The 17,488-nt window shown below is 68.8% G+C and carries 15 protein-coding genes and 2 rRNA genes; 3 read left to right on the forward strand and 14 right to left on the reverse strand.

The window, feature by feature from the left end; translation table 11 throughout:
* Positions 1-382 precede the first annotated feature (382 nt).
* From C2L59_RS04560 to C2L59_RS04585, 6 genes are all read right to left on the reverse strand, one after another.
* Positions 383-568: a hypothetical protein gene (locus C2L59_RS04560; protein WP_103348250.1), complete on the reverse strand. Its 186-nt coding sequence runs from the start codon at positions 566-568 to the stop codon at positions 383-385.
* Positions 565-1,632 carry a bifunctional 2-polyprenyl-6-hydroxyphenol methylase/3-demethylubiquinol 3-O-methyltransferase UbiG gene (locus C2L59_RS04565; protein ID WP_103348251.1) on the reverse strand — a complete coding sequence of 356 codons (1,068 nt, stop codon included), beginning with the start codon at positions 1,630-1,632 and terminating at the stop codon, positions 565-567. The genes C2L59_RS04560 and C2L59_RS04565 overlap by 4 nt, the downstream gene beginning before the upstream one ends.
* Before the next feature lie 57 nt (positions 1,633-1,689).
* Positions 1,690-1,944 carry a hypothetical protein gene (locus tag C2L59_RS04570; RefSeq protein ID WP_103348252.1) on the reverse strand — a complete coding sequence of 85 codons (255 nt, stop codon included), beginning with the start codon at positions 1,942-1,944 and terminating at the stop codon, positions 1,690-1,692.
* Positions 1,941-2,297 carry a WhiB family transcriptional regulator gene (locus C2L59_RS04575; RefSeq protein WP_004561189.1) on the reverse strand — a complete coding sequence of 119 codons (357 nt, stop codon included), beginning with the start codon at positions 2,295-2,297 and terminating at the stop codon, positions 1,941-1,943. The genes C2L59_RS04570 and C2L59_RS04575 overlap by 4 nt, the downstream gene beginning before the upstream one ends.
* Before the next feature lie 151 nt (positions 2,298-2,448).
* Positions 2,449-2,706, reverse strand: coding sequence for a hypothetical protein (locus C2L59_RS04580; protein WP_103348253.1), 258 nt, complete (start codon positions 2,704-2,706; stop codon positions 2,449-2,451).
* A gap of 207 nt (positions 2,707-2,913) precedes the next feature.
* Positions 2,914-5,001, reverse strand: a complete 2,088-nt coding sequence (locus C2L59_RS04585) for an ATP-dependent DNA helicase UvrD2 (RefSeq protein ID WP_103348254.1) — start codon at positions 4,999-5,001, stop codon at positions 2,914-2,916.
* A 65-nt stretch (positions 5,002-5,066) separates the two neighbouring features.
* On the opposite strand from C2L59_RS04585, the gene C2L59_RS04590 reads away from it, so the two are divergent.
* Entirely contained in the window at positions 5,067-5,795 is a 729-nt protein-coding gene (locus tag C2L59_RS04590; protein WP_103348255.1) for a DUF4191 domain-containing protein, read from the forward strand.
* A gap of 177 nt (positions 5,796-5,972) precedes the next feature.
* On the opposite strand, the gene C2L59_RS04595 is transcribed toward C2L59_RS04590, so the two are convergent.
* The gene (locus tag C2L59_RS04595; protein ID WP_103348263.1) at positions 5,973-6,362 is read right to left on the reverse strand and encodes an RDD family protein; all 390 of its coding nucleotides are present in this window, start codon (positions 6,360-6,362) and stop codon (positions 5,973-5,975) included.
* A gap of 270 nt (positions 6,363-6,632) precedes the next feature.
* Between C2L59_RS04595 and glnA the strand changes: the two genes are divergently transcribed.
* Complete coding sequence (gene glnA, locus C2L59_RS04600; RefSeq protein WP_103348256.1) at positions 6,633-8,057, forward strand: type I glutamate--ammonia ligase; 1,425 nt, start codon at positions 6,633-6,635, stop codon at positions 8,055-8,057.
* Positions 8,058-8,124: 67 nt separating this feature from the next.
* Here the strand turns inward: glnA and C2L59_RS04605 are convergent, their stop codons facing one another.
* The 5 genes from C2L59_RS04605 to C2L59_RS04625 form a co-directional block, all read right to left on the reverse strand.
* Positions 8,125-8,550 carry a thioesterase family protein gene (locus C2L59_RS04605; RefSeq protein WP_103348257.1) on the reverse strand — a complete coding sequence of 142 codons (426 nt, stop codon included), beginning with the start codon at positions 8,548-8,550 and terminating at the stop codon, positions 8,125-8,127.
* Positions 8,551-8,564: 14 nt separating this feature from the next.
* Positions 8,565-11,540: a bifunctional [glutamine synthetase] adenylyltransferase/[glutamine synthetase]-adenylyl-L-tyrosine phosphorylase gene (locus C2L59_RS04610; RefSeq protein ID WP_199198915.1), complete on the reverse strand. Its 2,976-nt coding sequence runs from the start codon at positions 11,538-11,540 to the stop codon at positions 8,565-8,567.
* 29 nt (positions 11,541-11,569) lie between these two features.
* Positions 11,570-12,700 (reverse strand): inorganic phosphate transporter, encoded by a 1,131-nt coding sequence (locus tag C2L59_RS04615; RefSeq protein ID WP_103348259.1) that lies wholly within the window; start codon positions 12,698-12,700, stop codon positions 11,570-11,572.
* A 94-nt stretch (positions 12,701-12,794) separates the two neighbouring features.
* Entirely contained in the window at positions 12,795-13,541 is a 747-nt protein-coding gene (locus tag C2L59_RS04620) for a type 1 glutamine amidotransferase (RefSeq protein ID WP_103348260.1), read from the reverse strand.
* A gap of 15 nt (positions 13,542-13,556) precedes the next feature.
* Positions 13,557-13,988 carry a rhodanese-like domain-containing protein gene (locus tag C2L59_RS04625; RefSeq protein WP_103348261.1) on the reverse strand — a complete coding sequence of 144 codons (432 nt, stop codon included), beginning with the start codon at positions 13,986-13,988 and terminating at the stop codon, positions 13,557-13,559.
* Positions 13,989-14,099: 111 nt separating this feature from the next.
* On the opposite strand from C2L59_RS04625, the gene C2L59_RS04630 reads away from it, so the two are divergent.
* Positions 14,100-14,555 (forward strand): Lrp/AsnC family transcriptional regulator, encoded by a 456-nt coding sequence (locus C2L59_RS04630; RefSeq protein ID WP_103348262.1) that lies wholly within the window; start codon positions 14,100-14,102, stop codon positions 14,553-14,555.
* 63 nt (positions 14,556-14,618) lie between these two features.
* Here the strand turns inward: C2L59_RS04630 and rrf are convergent.
* Both rrf and C2L59_RS04640 read right to left on the reverse strand, forming a co-directional pair.
* Positions 14,619-14,735, reverse strand: a 5S ribosomal RNA gene (rrf, locus tag C2L59_RS04635).
* Between the two features lie 72 nt (positions 14,736-14,807).
* A 23S ribosomal RNA gene (locus C2L59_RS04640) occupies positions 14,808-17,488 on the reverse strand; the annotation flags it as partial.

Genomic DNA, 17,488 nt, shown 5'->3' on the forward strand with positions numbered 1-17,488 from the left:
GCTTCGAGCACGAGTTCACCGTGCAGGACTTCCCGCACCTCCACCGCGTCGATGCTGGGGACCCCCAGACACGCGAGTTCCGCCCTCAAGCACGCGAGTTCCGCCCTCAATCACGCGAGTTCCGTCTACAAACACGCCAGTTACGAGCCCGGTCACACCGGCTCGCGCGCAGGGAGGGCAAGTCTGCGGCCAGGGCAGGCGGCTCGCGTACCGGAGGGGTCGGTTCGCAGCCTGGGTGGCCGGCTCGCGTACCGGAAGGGCCGGCTCGGGCGCTTGGACGGGTGGTGCGCCCATCCAAGAGAGCCGATTCGCGCACGACCGGCCCCGAAGTTCCATCCAACCGCGGCGAAACCCGCCCGAACCACTCAGGAGCGTGTCTTGATCACCAGTACTCGTCGGGCAGCTTGCCCTCGATGTCCCGCACGTGCTGCCGCGCGCAGTCCGGGCACAGCCACCGCACCGCATCGCGCTCGCGGGTGGAAACCCAGGCGAGGGCCGTGATCGGGTCGTCGTCGGCTGTGCGGGTGCGGCCGCAGCGGCTGCATACCTGCGGCTCCGGTGCGCTCACCGCAACCGTCCACAGTGGATTGCCTTGGCCCCGAACAGGTACAAGTCGTCCCGGTGGCCGAGGAAGTGCGGGCTCTGCGGATCGACCAGGGCCGCGACGGCGGCGCGGTCGTCGGCGTCGAGCCAGTCCACGGCCCAGTCGGCGAGCCAGCCGATGCGGTGCACCACGTACTCGCGCAAGAGGTCCGAGCCGGGCATCGGGTGGTCGATGAGCGCGCCGAACGACTCGACGTCCGAGAGGCCGGCTTCGCGAAGCGCGCGCGTCCAGCCATACGGCATCGCGACGCTGCCCGGAAGCCCGCCGCGCATCCGAGCGAACCAAGCGGCCCGCGCGGCGTGCAGCCGCTGCTCCAACCCAGGCCGTCCGACCCCGAGCTCCCACGGGAGGCAACGCAGCTCAAGCCCACCCTCGGCAATGGCCACCAGCCCACCCGGCCGCAGCAGCCCGGCGAGCGTCCGCAGCGCCGCCTGCTGATCCCCGACGTGGTGCACAACGCCGGACGCCCAAACAAGATCGGCAGCAGGCACGGCCAACCCAGGATCGGCGAGGTCTCCCAGCAGGCTGACGACCTCGACCGCGCCGGCGGCCGGCTCCGCGGGCCCACCGGGGCCAGCCGCCCCCTCGTCCACGGCCGGCTCCGCGGGCCCACCGGGGCCAGCCGCCCCCTCGTCCACGGCCGGCTCCGCGGGCCCACCGGGGCCAACCGCCCCCTCGTCCGCGGCCCGGGCCGCTTCGGCGGGGCCACCTGGCGCGGCGGCGAGCTCAGCAGAGCTCGCAAGCCGGCCGAGAGCAGCCGACACGGCCAGCTTCGCCTCGGCGAGCAACTCCGGTGTCGCGTCGAGCAGCACCACCGTGCCGCCGGTGCCGCGGGCCAGCTCGCGTGCGAACAGCACGCTCATTCCGCCCGCGCCGCACCCCACGTCGACGATCGTCGGGCGCTCCGGCAGGCCGGTCACCAGCCGGCGGGCCACCGGCGTCAACGCCTCCGCGTCGAGGCTGTCGGCCATGCGTAGCTGGGACAGGCGGTCGGCCCAGTCGATGTCGTCGTGGGTGTGTCCGGGCATCGGCCCATTGAACACCAGCAGGGTCCCCGCCGCCTGGAGGCGGCAGGGACCCTGATCTCAGCTCTGGTGCTCGTACCGCTCGGCCCGGCGGGTCGCCCAGCGGGCTACGCGCGTCCAGCGGCGGGCCGCGCGTGCGCTACCTCGGGCCCGCTGCTCGCGGACCCCTTCCTCCAGGTCCCGTATTCGGGCTTTGGACAGTTCTTCGTAAAGCAACATCTCGCTGATCTCCTCGATCTCGGTCTTCGTCAGTTGCAGCTGCGGACTGCACATCCGCGCTTCGTAGTCCTTCGCGGTAACCGGTTCGACGCTCATGCGGCGGCGCTCCGGTGGTCGCCGGCGGCCTTGGCCGCGGCGGGCTCGACCGCTGCGTTCTTGCGCGGGCGGCCACGGGGCCGCTTCCGCGCGATCACGACGCCACGCTCGAAGATCTCGCCGCCCCAGACCCCCCACGGCTCGCGGCGGGCCAGTGCGCCGGCCAGGCAGGCCTCGCGGACCGGGCAGTCCGCGCACTGCGCCTTGGCGCGCTCGAGCTCGGCCGGGGACTCCGCGAACCACAGGTCCGCGTCGCCGGAACGGCAGGGCAGCGCGACGTCGGGCACCGCGATCGGGTCGAGCAGGTCGGCGAATATTGCCTCACCCGAGGTGTAGGCGATGGCCGAAGACATGGTGGTTCCTCCTTGTGTCGAACGGGTTTGCGAGTGAGTGACGGAGCTGGGCAACGCTGGTCCTCTTGGGTTGTGCAGCCAAAAAGCACAAAGGCCGCGGATCCGGGGTTTCCGGTTCCGCGGCCTTCGTGAGCCTCGTGTCCTGACTAGGTCAGGAACTTCGCTCCCGTATCGACAACGGAACACGGAACTGCTTGATGGTCGGCAGATCGGCCTGCGGGTACGCGGCGAGAACGCCCTGCGTCCCGAAGACGACGACACCGGTGGCCCAACGCCGCTCGATGCGACGCATGCCACGGATCTCGTGCGCGCTCACGGACACACCGGTGCCCGGGCGCGAAGCAGCCGCGGTTTCCGCGGCACAGGACAGACGGGTGCCTGGATTCGTGAGCGTCAGGTTGATGGTCATTTCACCGGCACCTCCTTCTGTTCTCTGCACACGCGGCCGCCGAGCGGCGCTGCGACGTGGATCCCCAGCCGAGCCCTTCGGGCTCGGTACTGGCAGGTTATTGCCCCGCACCACACGGGGGCAACTCAATTAACGGGAAAATCCTCGAAGTTACGAAGATCGCCCCTGAGCAGCGGGTTCGCCGCGTCGATCATGGTTCGGACGCGGTCAAGACCCCGTCGACGCCCGGACGACGCCGAGGATCTCCGCGCCGAAGCGCTCGAGCTTCGTCGCGCCGATCCCGGAGATCGACACCAGCGCCGCCTCGTCGGCCGGCTGCTGCTCGGCGATGGCCATCAGGGTCGCGTCCGTGAAGACGACGAACGTCGGCACCTTCAGCTCGCGCGCCCGGTCGCCGCGCCACGTCTTCAGGCGCTCCAGCAGGCCCTCATCCACTGTGGACGGGCACCGCCCGCAGCGGCCCAGCTTGACGTCGATGGTCTCCAGCAACGGGCCGCCGCAGACGCGGCAGCGCGCCGTCTTCACCGGCGCCGACGTCTTCTGCTGGGACCGCGCGGCCCGGGCGGCCGGGTGGTCCTCCGGGATCAGGCCGTACAGGAACCGGCTGCGCCGCCGGTTGCGGCGCCCGCCCGGCGTCCGGGCCAGCGCCCAGGACAGCCACAGGTGCTCGCGGGCCCGGGTGACGCCGACGTAGAACAGCCGCCGCTCCTCCTCGATCGCCGCTTCGTCGTCGCCGGCGTGCAGGATCGGCATCGTGCCCTCGGCCAGGCCGACGAGGAACACCGCGTCCCACTCCAGTCCCTTCGCCGCGTGCAGGGACGCGAGCGTCACGCCCTCGACCGTCGGCGGGTGCTGGGCCGCGGCGCGCTGGTCGAGCTCGGCGCAGAAGCGCGGCAGGTCCGCGTCGGCGACCGTCGAAGCGAGCTCTTCGGCCAGCTCGACGATCGCCAGGAGCGCGTCCCAGCGTTCCTTCGCCGCGCCACCGGCCGGCGGCGACTCGGTCAGGCCGACCCGCGCGAGCACCGAACGCACCGTCGTGACCAGGTCGGAGCTGCCGTCGCCGCTCGCCGCCCGCAGCGCGGACATCGCCTGCCGGACCTCCGTCCGGTTGAAGAACCGCTCGCCGCCGCGGACCAGGTACGGCACGCCGGCGTCGGCCAGCGCCGACTCGTAGGCCTCCGACTGCGCGTTGACCCGGTAGAGGATCGCGATCTCGCTCGCCGCGACGCCGCCGTCCAGCAGCTCGCGCACCCGCCGGGCGACGGCTTCGGCCTCGACCGCCTCGTCGTCGAACTCGGCGAAGCGCGGCTCCGGCCCCGGCGGCCGCTGGCCGATCAGCTTCAGCCGCGAGCCCGCCGGCCGGCCCCGCGCGGCGCCGATCACCCGGTTCGCCAGCGAGACGACCTCGGGCGTCGACCGGTAGTCGCGCTCGAGCCGGACGACGGTGGCGTCCGGGTAGCGCCGGGTGAACTCCAGCAGCGGCCGCGGCGACGCGCCGCCGAAGGAGTAGATGGTCTGGTTGGCGTCGCCGACGACGGTCAGGTCGTCGCGGCCACCGAGCCACGCGTCGAGCAGGCGCTGCTGCAGCGGCGTGACGTCCTGGTACTCGTCGACGACGAAGCAGCGGTACCGGTCGCGGAACTCATCGGCGACCGTGCCGTGCTCCTCGAGCACCGCCGTCGTGTGCAGCAGCAGGTCGTCGAAGTCGAGGACCTGCGCGGCCGTCTTCAGCTCCTCGTAGGTCCGGTAGACCTCGGCGACCTGCGCGGCCGGCGCCGGGATGTCCCGCTGGGCGCGGGCGGTGACGGCCGGGTAGTCGTCCGGGCTGATCAGCGACGCCTTCGCCCATTCGATCTCGCTCGCCAGGTCGCGCAGGACCTCGACCTCGGTGCCGAGCTTGGCCCGGTTCGCGGCTTGGCCGACGAAGCGCAGCTTGTTGTCCAGCAGGTCCCACGGCCGGTCGCCGACCACCCGCGGCCAGAAGTACCGCAGCTGGCGACGGGCCGCGGCGTGGAAGGTCAGCGCCTGCGCAGCCTCGACGCCGAGGCCGCGCAGGCGGGTCCGCATCTCGCCCGCGGCCCGCGTCGTGAACGTGACGGCAAGCACCTGACCGGCGGAAACGTGCCCCGACCGGACCAGGTGGGCGATGCGGTGGGTGATCGTCCGGGTCTTGCCCGTGCCGGCCCCGGCGAGCACGCAGACCGGCCCCCGCGGGGCACTGGCGGCGGCGCGCTGCTCGGGGTCGAGACCATCGAGCAGGCGGTTCAGGCTCTTGGGGGAAAGTACGCCGGTCACGTCCGGCATCCTCGCAGAGGGGGACGGGGAATCGGGGCAGGGGCACGCGGCCGTATCCTGGTCATATGGCGGGACAGCAGGACAAGGAAGCGGCCAAGCAGGCCAAGAAGGAGAAGCGCGCGGCGAGCAAGGCACGCCGTGGCCAGCTCTTCGAGGCCTTCAAGATGCAGCGCAAGGAAGACCCGTGGCTCATCCCCTGGATGGCCGGGTCGATCGTCGTCGTCGCCGGCGTCTTGTTCGGGATCGGGTTCTTCTTCGACGCGCAGTGGGTGCTGCTGCCGCTGGGCCTGGTGCTCGGCGCCCTGCTCGCGATGATCATCTTCGGCCGGCGCGTCCAGAAGACGGTCTACTCGAAGGCCGACGGCCAGCCCGGCGCCGCGGCCTGGGCGCTGGAGAACCTGCGCGGCCGCTGGAAGGTGACGCCGACGGTCGCGGCGACGACCCAGCTCGACGCCGTGCACCGCGTGCTCGGCGGCCCGGGCGTGGTGCTCGTCGCCGAGGGTGCGCCGCACCGCGTCAAGACCCTGCTCGCCCAGGAGAAGAAGCGCGTCTCCCGCCTGATCGGCGACACGCCGATCTACGACGTGACGATCGGCCACGAAGACGGCCAGCTCCCGCTGAAGAAGCTCCAGGGCTACCTGATGAAGCTGCCCCGCAACCTGAAGCCGGCCCAGGTCGACGCCCTCGAGGCGAAGCTGGCCGCGCTCGGCAACCGCGGCGCGGCGCTCCCCAAGGGCCCGATGCCGGCCGGCGCGAAGATGCGCAGCGTCCAGCGGACGATCCGCCGCCGCTGACCCGCACGACGACGAAGGCCCCCGTCCGGATCCGGACGGGGGCCTTTTCGCATGCGCAGCTCCGAGGGGGCACGGCCGGCATCCGACCCGACGACGCAGGCCCGGGGCCGCGGCCGGCGGCAACACCGGGACGGCACGCCGGCATCCGCGGTGTGCCGCAGGGCGCCCAGGCTGCCGTCAGCGCATCCGGATGACGACGGTGCCGGTCAGCCGGTCGAGCCAGCTGCGGCCGTCGGCGTTGCGGACCGCCGCCGGGATGATCACGAACGTCAGGGCCGCCCGGACCAGCGCGCGGACCGGGCCGACCAGGGCGGCGCCGTCGAGGCGGGCTACCCGGACGCCGACCACGCCCATGCCCGGGGTGAAGCCGAAGAACCCGGCGGAGATGACCGAGATGATCGCCCAGACGCCGCCGGACCAGAGGTTGAACTTCTGCATCGCCGCCGGGTCCTGCAGGCTGGGGTGCAGGAAGATGGCCGTGACCAGGGCCGCGATGACCAGGTCGACGATCAGCCCGAGCAGCCGCGCGCCGCCGCTGGCCGCCGCGCCGACTCCTGATTCGGGCAAACCGAACTTCTCGCCGGGCCAGCGTGCGCCCTCTTGATCAGTGCCCTGGCCGCCGTCGCCGGTGCCGGGGAGCCATTCGCCGGTCCATCTCGCCACCCATCCAGGGTATGCCGGTGGCGCGGACCACATTCGCCCTGGTCGGATAGCCGGTATCCACCCACCCGTTAACACCGGCGAAACATACGGGTGACGGTCGGGCAACACCGCGCTCTTAGCGTGAGCCGAAGAGAGCACTGCCGTACGAGCTCGAACGAGAAGGAGTCACCGAGGGTGCCCACTACTCCAGACGACATCCAGCGCCTCATCGCCGATGAGGACGTCGAGGTCATCGACGTCCAGTTCTGCGACCTGCCCGGCGTGATGCAGCACTTCACGGTCCCCGCGAAGGCCTTCACCGAAGAGGCATTCGAAGAGGGTCTCGCGTTCGACGGCAGCTCGGTGCGCGGTTTCCAGTCCATCCACGAGTCCGACATGCTGCTCCTGCCGGACGCGGAGACGGCGCGGATCGACCCGTTCCGCAAGGCGAAGACGCTCGCCCTCAACTTCTTCGTGCACGACCCGTTCACGCGTGAGGCGTACAGCCGTGACCCGCGCAACATCGCGCGCAAGGCCGAGCAGTACATCTCCGAGTACGGCGTCGCCGACAACGTCTACTTCGGTCCCGAAGCCGAGTTCTACATCTTCGACTCGATCCGCTTCGACTCCGCCGAGCACGCCTCGTTCCACGAGATCGACTCCGTCGAGGGCTGGTGGAACACCGGCACCGACGAGGTGGGCGGCAACCAGGGCTACAAGACGAAGTTCAAGGGCGGCTACTTCCCGGTCCCGCCGGTCGACCACTTCGCCGACCTGCGTGACGACATCGTCCGCAACCTGACGAACATCGGTTTCGAGATCGAGCGCGCGCACCACGAGGTGGGCACCGCCGGCCAGACCGAGATCAACTACAAGTTCAACACGCTGCTGCACGCGGCCGACGACCTGCAGCTGTTCAAGTACATCGTGAAGAACACGGTGTTCGCGGCGGGCAAGACGGCGACGTTCATGCCGAAGCCCCTCGCCGGCGACAACGGCTCGGGTATGCACTGCCACCAGTCGCTGTGGAAGGACGGCCAGCCGCTGTTCCACGACGAGTCGGGCTACGCCGGCCTGTCGGACACCGCGCGCCACTACATCGGCGGCCTGCTCAAGCACGCGCCGAGCCTGCTGGCCTTCACGAACCCGACGGTGAACTCCTACCACCGCCTGGTCCCGGGCTTCGAGGCCCCGGTTTCGCTGGTCTACTCGCAGCGCAACCGCTCGGCGTGTGTCCGCATCCCGATCACGGGCAACAACCCGAAGGCCAAGCGCGCCGAGTTCCGCTGCCCGGACTCCTCGGGCAACCCGTACCTGGCGTTCTCGGCCATGATGATGGCCGGCCTCGACGGCATCCGGAACAAGATCGAGCCGCCGGAGCCGATCGACAAGGACCTGTACGAGCTCCCGCCCGAGGAGGCCAAGGACGTCAAGCTCGTCCCGGGCGACCTGGGCACGGTTCTCGACACGCTGGAAGCCGACCACGAGTACCTCCTCGAGGGCGGCGTGTTCACCCCGGACGTGATCGAGACGTGGATCTCGTACAAGCGCGAGAACGAGATCGACCCGCTGCGGCTGCGCCCGCACCCGTACGAGTTCTCCCTGTACTACGACGTGTGATCCGCCGGTAGTACGGCCCCGGACACGCCGGTGGCGAGGTGCGAAGAGCCCTCGCCGCCGGCGTTTTTCATTCCGACGTCGACAGCACCTTCAGGTCCGCGCCCGCGGCTTCGAACCGGCCGCGCGGGTCCTCGACCAGCTTGCGGCGCTCCAGGTCCATCAACCCCAGCGTGCAGGTGATCTCCGCGGCCAGGGTGCCGTCCGGCTTGATGATGTTCGAATCCATCCGGAACGTCTTGCCGGTGCCGAACTTCACGTCGCACGTCACGTCGACCTCGTCGCCCGCGCGGAGCTCGCGGCGGAACACCACGTGCGTTTCCAGGAGCACCGACGCCACGCCCGGGAGGCCCTTCAGCGCGCCCGCTGCTTCGAGCAGCTCCAGGCGGGAGACCTCGCCGTACGAGTGGTACACGGCGTGGTTGAGGTGGCCCAGGGTGTCCAGCTCGTAGTGCCGGACCTTGATCCGGGTACGGAACGGCTCGCGATCGGTCACCGCCCCACTGTAGGTCAGGCTTCGTAGAACAAGTGCTCCACCACCGCGTGCGCGCGGCGGGTGATGCGGCGGTAGAAGTCCAGGAACTCGCCCGGGTCGTCCTCGGCCGGGCGGCCGAACACCCGGGCCACCGCCGCCAGGTCGCGGCCCGAGCCCGGAACCTCGTCGACCGCCTTGCCGCGCACCAGCATGGCCGCGTTGCGCACCCGGGTCGCCAGCAGCCACGCCTCGCGCAACGAGTCCGCTTCGGACTGCTCCGCCAGCCCCGCCTCCGGCAGGCACGCCAGGGCGTCCAGCGTCGACGTCGTCCGCAGCGCGGGGACCGAACAAGCGTGCTGCAGCTGCAGCAGCTGCACCGTCCACTCGACATCGGCCAGGCCGCCGCGGCCCAGTTTCGTGTGGCGAGTGGGGTCGGCGCCGCGGGGCATCCGCTCCGTCTCGACCCGGGCCTTGATGCGGCGGATTTCGCGCGCCTTCGTCGCGTCCAAGCCGCCTTCGGGGTAGCGGATCGGGTCGATCATCGCGATGAAGCGCGCGCCGAGGTCGTCGTCGCCGGCGATGAACCGCGCGCGCAGCAGGGCCTGGGCCTCCCACACCTCGCCCCAGCGGGCGTAGTACGCGCGGTAGGACTCCAGGGTGCGGACCAGCGGTCCGCTGCGGCCCTCCGGACGCAGGTCCGCGTCGACCACCAGGGCCGGGTCCGAGCTCGGGGCGCCGAGCATCTTGCGGACCGTCTCCGCGACCGACGAAGCGAACTTCACCGCGTCGGCGTCCGAAACGCCTTCGGACGGCTCGCACACGAAGAGCACGTCGGCGTCGGAGCCGTAGCCCAGTTCCGCGCCGCCGAGGCGGCCCATCCCGATGACCGCGATGCGCGCCGGCGTGCGGCCGAGCTCGGCCTGGCGCTGGCGGAACGCCGCGGCCAACGCTCCCTGCAGCACCGCCACCCAGACGCTCGACAGCGCTTCGCAGACCGCGGGCACGTCGAGCAGCCCGAGCAGGTCCGCGCACGCCACGCGGAGAAGTTCGTGGCGCCGCAGGGAACGCGCGGCCGCGACGGCGGCGTTCAGGCCGGGCTGACGCCGGACGGCGGCGCGCAGCGACGTCGCCACCTCGGCCGGCGTGCGGCCCACCAGGCGGGCCGGGTCGCCGAGCAGCTGCAGCACTTCCGGCGCGCGGACCAGCAGATCCGGCACCAGCCGGGAGGTGCCCAGCAGCAGCGCCAGGTTTTCCACGACCGTGCCCTCGTCGCGCAGAACCCGCAGGTACCACGGGGTGTCTTCGAGCGCCTCGGACACCTTCCGGTACGACAGCAGCCCGCCGTCGGGATCGGGCGTGTCCGCGAAGAGGTCCAGCAGCACCGGCAGCAGCGCCTGCTGGATCGCCGCGCGGCGCGAAACGCCCGAGGTGAGGGCCTTGATGTGCTGGAGCGCGCCGTCGGGTGCCGTGTAGCCGAGCGCGGCCAGGCGGCTGGCGGCCTGCTTGGTGGTCAGGCGCAACGCTTCCGTCGGCACGTTCGCGACCGACTGCAGCAGCGGCCGGTAGAAGATCTTTTCGTGCAGGCGCCGGATGCCCTGGCCGTGCCGCCGGAACTCCGCGAGCAGCGCCTCGCCCTGGCTCCGGCCGCCGGTGGCCTTGATCCCGCTGGCCCGGGCCAGGATGCGCAGCTCGTCGGTTTCCGTCGTCGCCGGGAACAGGTGCGTCCGGCGCAGCCGCCGCAGCTGCAGCCGGTGCTCGATCATCCGCAGGAACTCGTAGGACGCCCCCAGCTCGGCGGCGTCCTGACGGCCGACGTAGCCGCCTTCGCCGAGCGCCGCGAGGGCGTCCATCGTGGACGGTGAGCGCAGGTCCGCGTCGACCCGGCCGTGCACGAGCTGCAGCAGCTGCACGGCGAACTCGACGTCGCGCAGGCCGCCGCGGCCCAGCTTCAGCTCGCGTTCGGCGTGCTCGGAAGGCACGTGCCCCTCGACGCGGCGCCGCATCTGCTGCACCTCGGCGACGAAGTTCTCCCGGTCGGCGGCCGACCACACCAGCGGCGCGACCATCTCGGCGTACTGGCGGCCCAGCTCGGTGTCGCCCGCCACCGGGCGTGCCTTGAGCAGCGCCTGGAACTCCCAGGTCTTGGCCCACTTCTGGTAGTAGCCGTGGTGACCGTCGAGGGTGCGGACGAGCGCGCCGGCCTTGCCTTCGGGGCGCAGGGCCGCATCGACCTCGAAGCACGCCTTGCCGACGACGCGCATCATCGTGCTCGCCAGCCGCGTGGCCAGGCCGAGGTCGCCCTCGCCGACGAAGATGACGTCGACGTCGCTGACGTAGTTGAGTTCCCGGCCGCCGCACTTGCCCATCGCGATGATCGCCAGGGTGCCCTCGGCCGGCGCGCCGGCTTCCGCCTCGGCGACGACCAGACCGGCGGCCAACGCGGCTTCGGCGAGCTCGGTCAGCTGGGCCGCGACCTCGGCGTAGCTCGGCTGCTCGAGCCCTTCCTCGACGAGGTGGCCCAGGTCGGCGGCGGCGATGCCGAGCAGCTGGCTGCGGTAGGCGATCTTCAGCGCCTGCTCGGCTTCGAGCCCGGTGAGCACCGAGCCGTCGTCGCGCAGGAGCGCCGTGCGCAGGGCTTCCCGGTAGCAGGCGGAGTCGGTGCACTTGTCGCCGATGAGCGCGTGCCACTGGTCCGGGTTGGCGGCGAGGAAGTCGGCGAGCGCGCTCGACGTGCCCAGCACGCTGAGCAGCCTGCCGCGGAAGGTCCGGTGGGCGCGCAGCTGCACTTCGAGGTCGCGCCACCCTCCGGCGTCGGCCTCACGGATCCGGTCCAGCCCGCGCAGCGCGAGGTCCGGGTCGGCGGTGCGCGACAACGCCGCGAGCACGTCGGCGGCCGTGGCGGCCGGCCCGGTGTCGGCCCACCAGCCGGCCGCGCGCAACTGTCCCTCGGCACGGGCATCGGTGAAGCCGTACCTCGCCGCCGAAGCGGTCGTTCGCGCGCGGTCTGCCATCACCGACCACCGTAGCCGGGGAACGCGGCTCAGGCCGCGAGCCGGCCCGGCTCCGCCCCGGCGGGCGTCGGCTCGGGCACGTGGAAGCTGTGCGCGGTGACGGGGTGACGTCGCGAAAGCAGGTAGATGCCGAGGCCCACACCGATCCCGACGACGCCGACGGCGATCGTGCCGGCAGTGCCGAGGGACGCGACCTTGCCGGAGATCGCGCCGACGATCGCGGCCGCGAGCAGCGTGAACAGCCACGCGACGACCATCCGGCCCGCCATCCGCCAGCGGACCGGCGCGTCGCGGCGGCCGACACCGGAGCCGACGATCCCGCCGGAGCACACGTGCGTCGTCGACAGCGGGAAACCCAGCCGCGACGAAACGAGGATGACCAGCGCCGAGCTCGTCTGGGCGGCGAAGCCCTGCGGATCCTCGATGTCGGTGAGGCCCTTGCCGAGGGTGTGCGTGATGCGCCAGCCGCCGAGGTAGGTGCCGAGCGCGAGCGCGCACGCGGCGCTGATGATCACCCAGATGGGCGGCGCCGCGCCCGCCGGGAGGCTGCCGGCGGTGACGAGGGTGAGCGTGATGACGCCCATCGTCTTCTGCGCGTCATTGGTGCCGTGGGCGAGGGAGACCAGCGACGCCGAGACGATCTGGCCGACCTTGAACCCGCGGGTGGCCGGGCGGCCCCGCACCAGGAAGCGGTAGACGAAGTAGGTGGCGACCAGCGCGACGAGGCCGGCGATGACCGGGCTGGCCGCCGCCGGGAGCAGCACCTTCTCGACGATCTTTCCGAAGTGGACCGAGTCGGTGCCGGCGGAGATCCAGGTGGCGCCGATCAGGCCGCCGAACAACGCGTGCGACGAGCTCGACGGCAGGCCGACGAACCACGTCACGAGGTTCCAGACGATCGCGCCGATCAGCCCGCCGAAGACGATCGCCGGGCCGATCTTCGTGTCGTCCACCAGGCCACTGGAGATCGTCTTGGCGACTTCCACCGACAGGAACGCGCCGACCAGGTTCAGCACCGCCGAGATCGCGACGGCCACGCGGGGCTTGAGCGCCCCGGTGGCGATCGACGTGGCCATCGAGTTCGCGGTGTCGTGGAACCCGTTCGTGAAATCGAAAATGAGGGCCGTGACGACGACCACGACCAGCAACGAGGGTTGCACCCCGACCTCCGCACCCTTGTGGGGACTCTTTCCGCAAGGTACCTGACGGGTGCGCCCGGCGTTAACACCGTGTTGCTGGTTGTGACTTCTGTCGTTAAGCCAGCGGCAAAGTGCGTTGACTCGTGACGGCGGGTTCGAGATCGCCGGCGGCCAGCCGGACGAACCGTTGCGCGAAGGGCCGCCAGGTTTCTTCGATGTCGGCGTGCGCGGTGACCAGCTTGTCGTGCTCGAGTGCGCCGGGCCGGGCGAATTCCGCCTCTTCGGGGCATTCAGCGGCCCAGCTCTCGACGACGGCGGGCGTCGTCTCGATGTGGAACTGGACACCGTAGACACAACGGCCGAACCGGTAGGCCTGGTTCGTGTAGCGCGGGGAGGACGCGAGCAGCTCGGCGCCGGGCGGGAGCCGGGTGATGGCGTCGGTGTGGAACTGCAGGACGTCCTGCATCAGCGGCAGGTCGGCGAAGAGCGGGTCGGTCCACGCCGCGTCCTTCTTGCTGACGAGGTGCGGACCGACCTCCGGCCCGTCCGGCCCGGTCTCGACGCGGCCCCCGGTGGCGACGGCGAGCAGCTGCGCGCCGAGGCAGATTCCCAGTGTGGGCAGGTTCTTCGACGCCGCCTTGGCGAGCAGCCGCCGGACGTCGGCCAGCCACGGGTGCTTGGCGTCGTCTTCCGCGCCCATGCCGCCGCCGAGGCAGACGACGGCCCGGTAGCCGTCGAGCTCGGGCAGTTCTTGCTCCGGCAGCAGGCGGACGTCGAGTTCCGCGCCGGCGTCGGTCAGCCAGTCGCCGAAGGGGCCCGGCGGGTCCGACGCGTCCGGCTGGATGATCAGGATTCGGGTCACGCTGTCCAGGGTAGGTCAGCAGGCGCAGCGGATCGCCGGCTCGGTTCCGCCGGCTGTTCGCTCGACGGGGTAGCCGGCGGCGATCCAGGCGGTGATGCCGCCGGAGAGCCGTTTCACCTTGAAGCCGAGCCGGGCGAGCTCGAGCGCGCCCTTGGTGGCGGCGTTGCAGACGGCGCTTTCGCAGTAGCAGACGTAGACCAGGTCGCGGTCGAGGTGCTTCGTGCTTTCCGCCGTCATGTCCCGGTAGGGCAGGTTGATCGCGCCGGGGATGCGGGCGTGGGCGAAGGCTGCGGGCGCCCGCGTCTCGACGACGACGTAGCCGTCGGTGCGCCCGGCTTCGAGGTCCTGGACGAGATCGTCGGGATCGACCTCGAGAGCCACTTCGGCGGCGAAGTACGTCACGGCGGTTTCGGGGGCCGCGGCAGGGAAGGCGAGCGTGCGTGTCATGGGGTAAATCCTGCTGGGGCCGGCGGCTTCCGGACAGGGCAGAATCCTGGTGGAAGCCCGGGACGGCCGGGGATTTCCCTGTTCTGGCCCTGCGAACCCGGGAGAGTTGCGGTGGACCCCCTCGACGACGTCGACTGGCAGCTGCTGGAGCTCCTTCAGGAGGACGGCCGGCTGAGTTTCTCGGAGCTGGGCCGCCGGGTGTCGCTGTCCGGTTCGGCGGTGACGGAACGCGTCCGCCGTCTCGAGGAGCGCGGGGTGATCACCGGCTACGCGGCGAGCGTGGACACGACGAAGCTGGGGCTGCCGATCGAGGCGTTGGTGCGGGCCCGGGTCCGGAGTCTCGATACGCCGCGGTTCCGCTCGGCGGTGTTGCCGCTGGCCCAGGTCGTGGCCGCGGACCACGTGACGGGTGAGGAGTGCTGGGTGCTGCGGGTGCTTTGCCGGGATACGGCGGAGCTGGAGGAGTTGCTGGAGAAGGTGCAGCGGTACGGGGAGACGAGCACGTCGCTGGTGTTGTCGTCGCCGGTGCGGCGTCGGCCATCGGCTTGGCCGGGGTCGCGGAAATAGAGAAAGGGCCTGGGCCGGGAGACATTACTGCCTCAACCGGGCCCAAGCCCTTCCTCAAAAAAAGTTCGGCGGTGTCCTACTCTCCCACAACCCTTCGGTTGCAGTACCATCGGCGCTGTCAGGCTTAGCTTCCGGGTTCGGAATGGGACCGGGCGTTTCCCTGACGCTAAAACCACCGAAACACTCCGAAACAACACACACCGTTCACCGGCGTGGTGTTTCAGAACCGTAGAGTGGATGCGCAACATCTTCGTAGACAAGTCCTCGGCCTATTAGTACCAGTCAACTCGACAACACATTACTGTGCTTCCATTTCTGGCCTATCAACCCAATGGTCTGTTGGGGGCCTTAACCCACAAAGGGTGGGATACCTCATCTTGGAACAGGCTTCCCGCTTAGATGCCTTCAGCGGTTATCCCTTCCGAACGTGGCCAACCAGCCATGCCCTTGGCAGAACAACTGGCACACCAGAGGTTCGTCCGTCCCGGTCCTCTCGTACTAGGGACAGCCTTCCTCAAGTATCCTACGCGCGCGGCGGATAGGGACCGAACTGTCTCACGACGTTCTAAACCCAGCTCGCGTGCCGCTTTAATGGGCGAACAGCCCAACCCTTGGGACCTACTCCGGCCCCAGGATGCGACGAGCCGACATCGAGGTGCCAAACCATGCCGTCGATATGGACTCTTGGGCAAGATCAGCCTGTTATCCCCGGGGTACCTTTTATCCGTTGAGCGACACCCCTTCCACCAGGAGGTGCCGGATCACTAGTCCCGACTTTCGTCCCTGCTCGACATGTCTGTCTCACAGTCAAGCTCCCTTGTGCACTTGCACTCAACACCTGATTGCCAACCAGGCTGAGGGAACCTTTGGGCGCCTCCGTTACTCTTTAGGAGGCAACCGCCCCAGTTAAACTACCCATCAGGCACTGTCCCTGAACCAGATCATGGCCCGAGGTTCAGATTCCCAATTCGACCAGAGTGGTATTTCAACAACGACTCCACAGCCACTAGCGTGACCACTTCACAGTCTCCCACCTATCCTACACAAGCCGAACCGAAAACCAATACCAAACTATAGTAAAGGTCCCGGGGTCTTTCCGTCCTGCCGCGCGTAACGAGCATCTTTACTCGTAGTGCAATTTCGCCGGGCCTGTGGTTGAGACAGCCGGAAAGTCGTTACGCCATTCGTGCAGGTCGGAACTTACCCGACAAGGAATTTCGCTACCTTAGGATGGTTATAGTTACCACCGCCGTTTACTGGCGCTTAAATTCTCAGCTTCGCCATTGCTGGCTAACCGGTCCTCTTAACGTTCCAGCACCGGGCAGGCGTCAGTCCATATACATCGTCTTGCGACTTCGCATGGACCTGTGTTTTTAGTAAACAGTCGCTTTCCGCTGGTCTCTGCGGCCACCCACCCCTAGCCCGCGAAGGGCTTCAGGATGTTTGGCCCCCCTTCTCCCGAAGTTACGGGGGCATTTTGCCGAGTTCCTTAACCACAGTTCACCCGATCGCCTTGGTATTCTCTACCTGACCACCTGTGTTGGTTTGGGGTACGGGCCGTGCATGCACTCACTAGAGGCTTTTCTCGGCAGCATAGGATCACTCTACTTCGCCTCAAACGGCTACGCATCACGTCTCAGCCTTCACGAGTGACGGATTTGCCTACCACTCGGCCTACACGCTTACACCAGGACAACCATCGCCTGGCGGAGCTACCTTCCTGCGTCACCCCATCGCTTGACTACTACGAAATCAGGTCCCACGCTCCACACACCACCATCCACCCGAAGGCTTCAAGCGATGGCTTTGGGTGGTTAGTATCAAACGCCTCGTCATGGGCGCACATGCTCGGGTACGGGAATATCAACCCGTTGTCCATCGACTACGCCTGTCGGCCTCGCCTTAGGTCCCGACTTACCCTGGGCGGATTAGCCTGGCCCAGGAACCCTTGGTCATCCGGCGGCAGAGTTTCTCACTCTGCATTCGCTACTCATGCCTGCATTCTCACTCCCACACCCTCCACCGCTAGCTTCCGCCACGGCTTCCCTGGGTGCAGGACGCTCCCCTACCCATCAACACGACTACACACAAACCTCAAGGGCTCGCATGGATCACATGTGTCAATGACACAGCTTCGGCGGTGTGCTTAAGCCCCGCTACATTGTCGGCGCAGGACCACTTGACCAGTGAGCTATTACGCACTCTTTCAAGGGTGGCTGCTTCTAAGCCAACCTCCTGGTTGTCTGGGCAATCCCACATCCTTTCCCACTGAGCACACACTTAGGGGCCTTAGCTGGTGTTCTGGGCTGTTTCCCTCTCGACGACGAAGCTTATCCCCCGCCGTCTCACTGCCGTACTCTAACACCACGGTATTCGGAGTTTGGTTGATTTCGGTAACCCGGTAAGGCCCCTAGACCATCCAGTAGCTCTACCCCCGTGGAGAAACATACGACGCTGCACCTAAATGCATTTCGGGGAGAACCAGCTATCACGGAGTTTGATTGGCCTTTCACCCCTACCCACAGCTCATCCCCTCAGTTTTCAACCTAAGTGGGTTCGGGCCTCCACGACGTCTTACCGTCGCTTCACCCTGGCCATGGGTAGATCACTCCGCTTCGGGTCTAGACCACGCGACTATAGGCGCCCTATTCAGACTCGCTTTCGCTACGGCTACCCCACACGGGTTAACCTCGCCACGCAGCACTAACTCGCAGGCTCATTCTTCAAAAGGCACGCCATCACCCAACAAGTAGGCTCTGACGGCTTGTAGGCACACGGTTTCAGGTACTCTTTCACTCCCCTCCCGGGGTACTTTTCATCTTTCCCTCACGGTACTCGTCCGCTATCGGTCTTCAGGAAGTATTTAGGCTTACCGGGTGGTCCCGGCAGATTCACAGCAAATTCCACGAGCTCGCTGCTACTCGGGAACACCA

Origin of the sequence: Amycolatopsis sp. CA-128772, assembly GCF_002904295.1 — a bacterium.
Lineage (GTDB): Bacteria > Actinomycetota > Actinomycetes > Mycobacteriales > Pseudonocardiaceae > Amycolatopsis.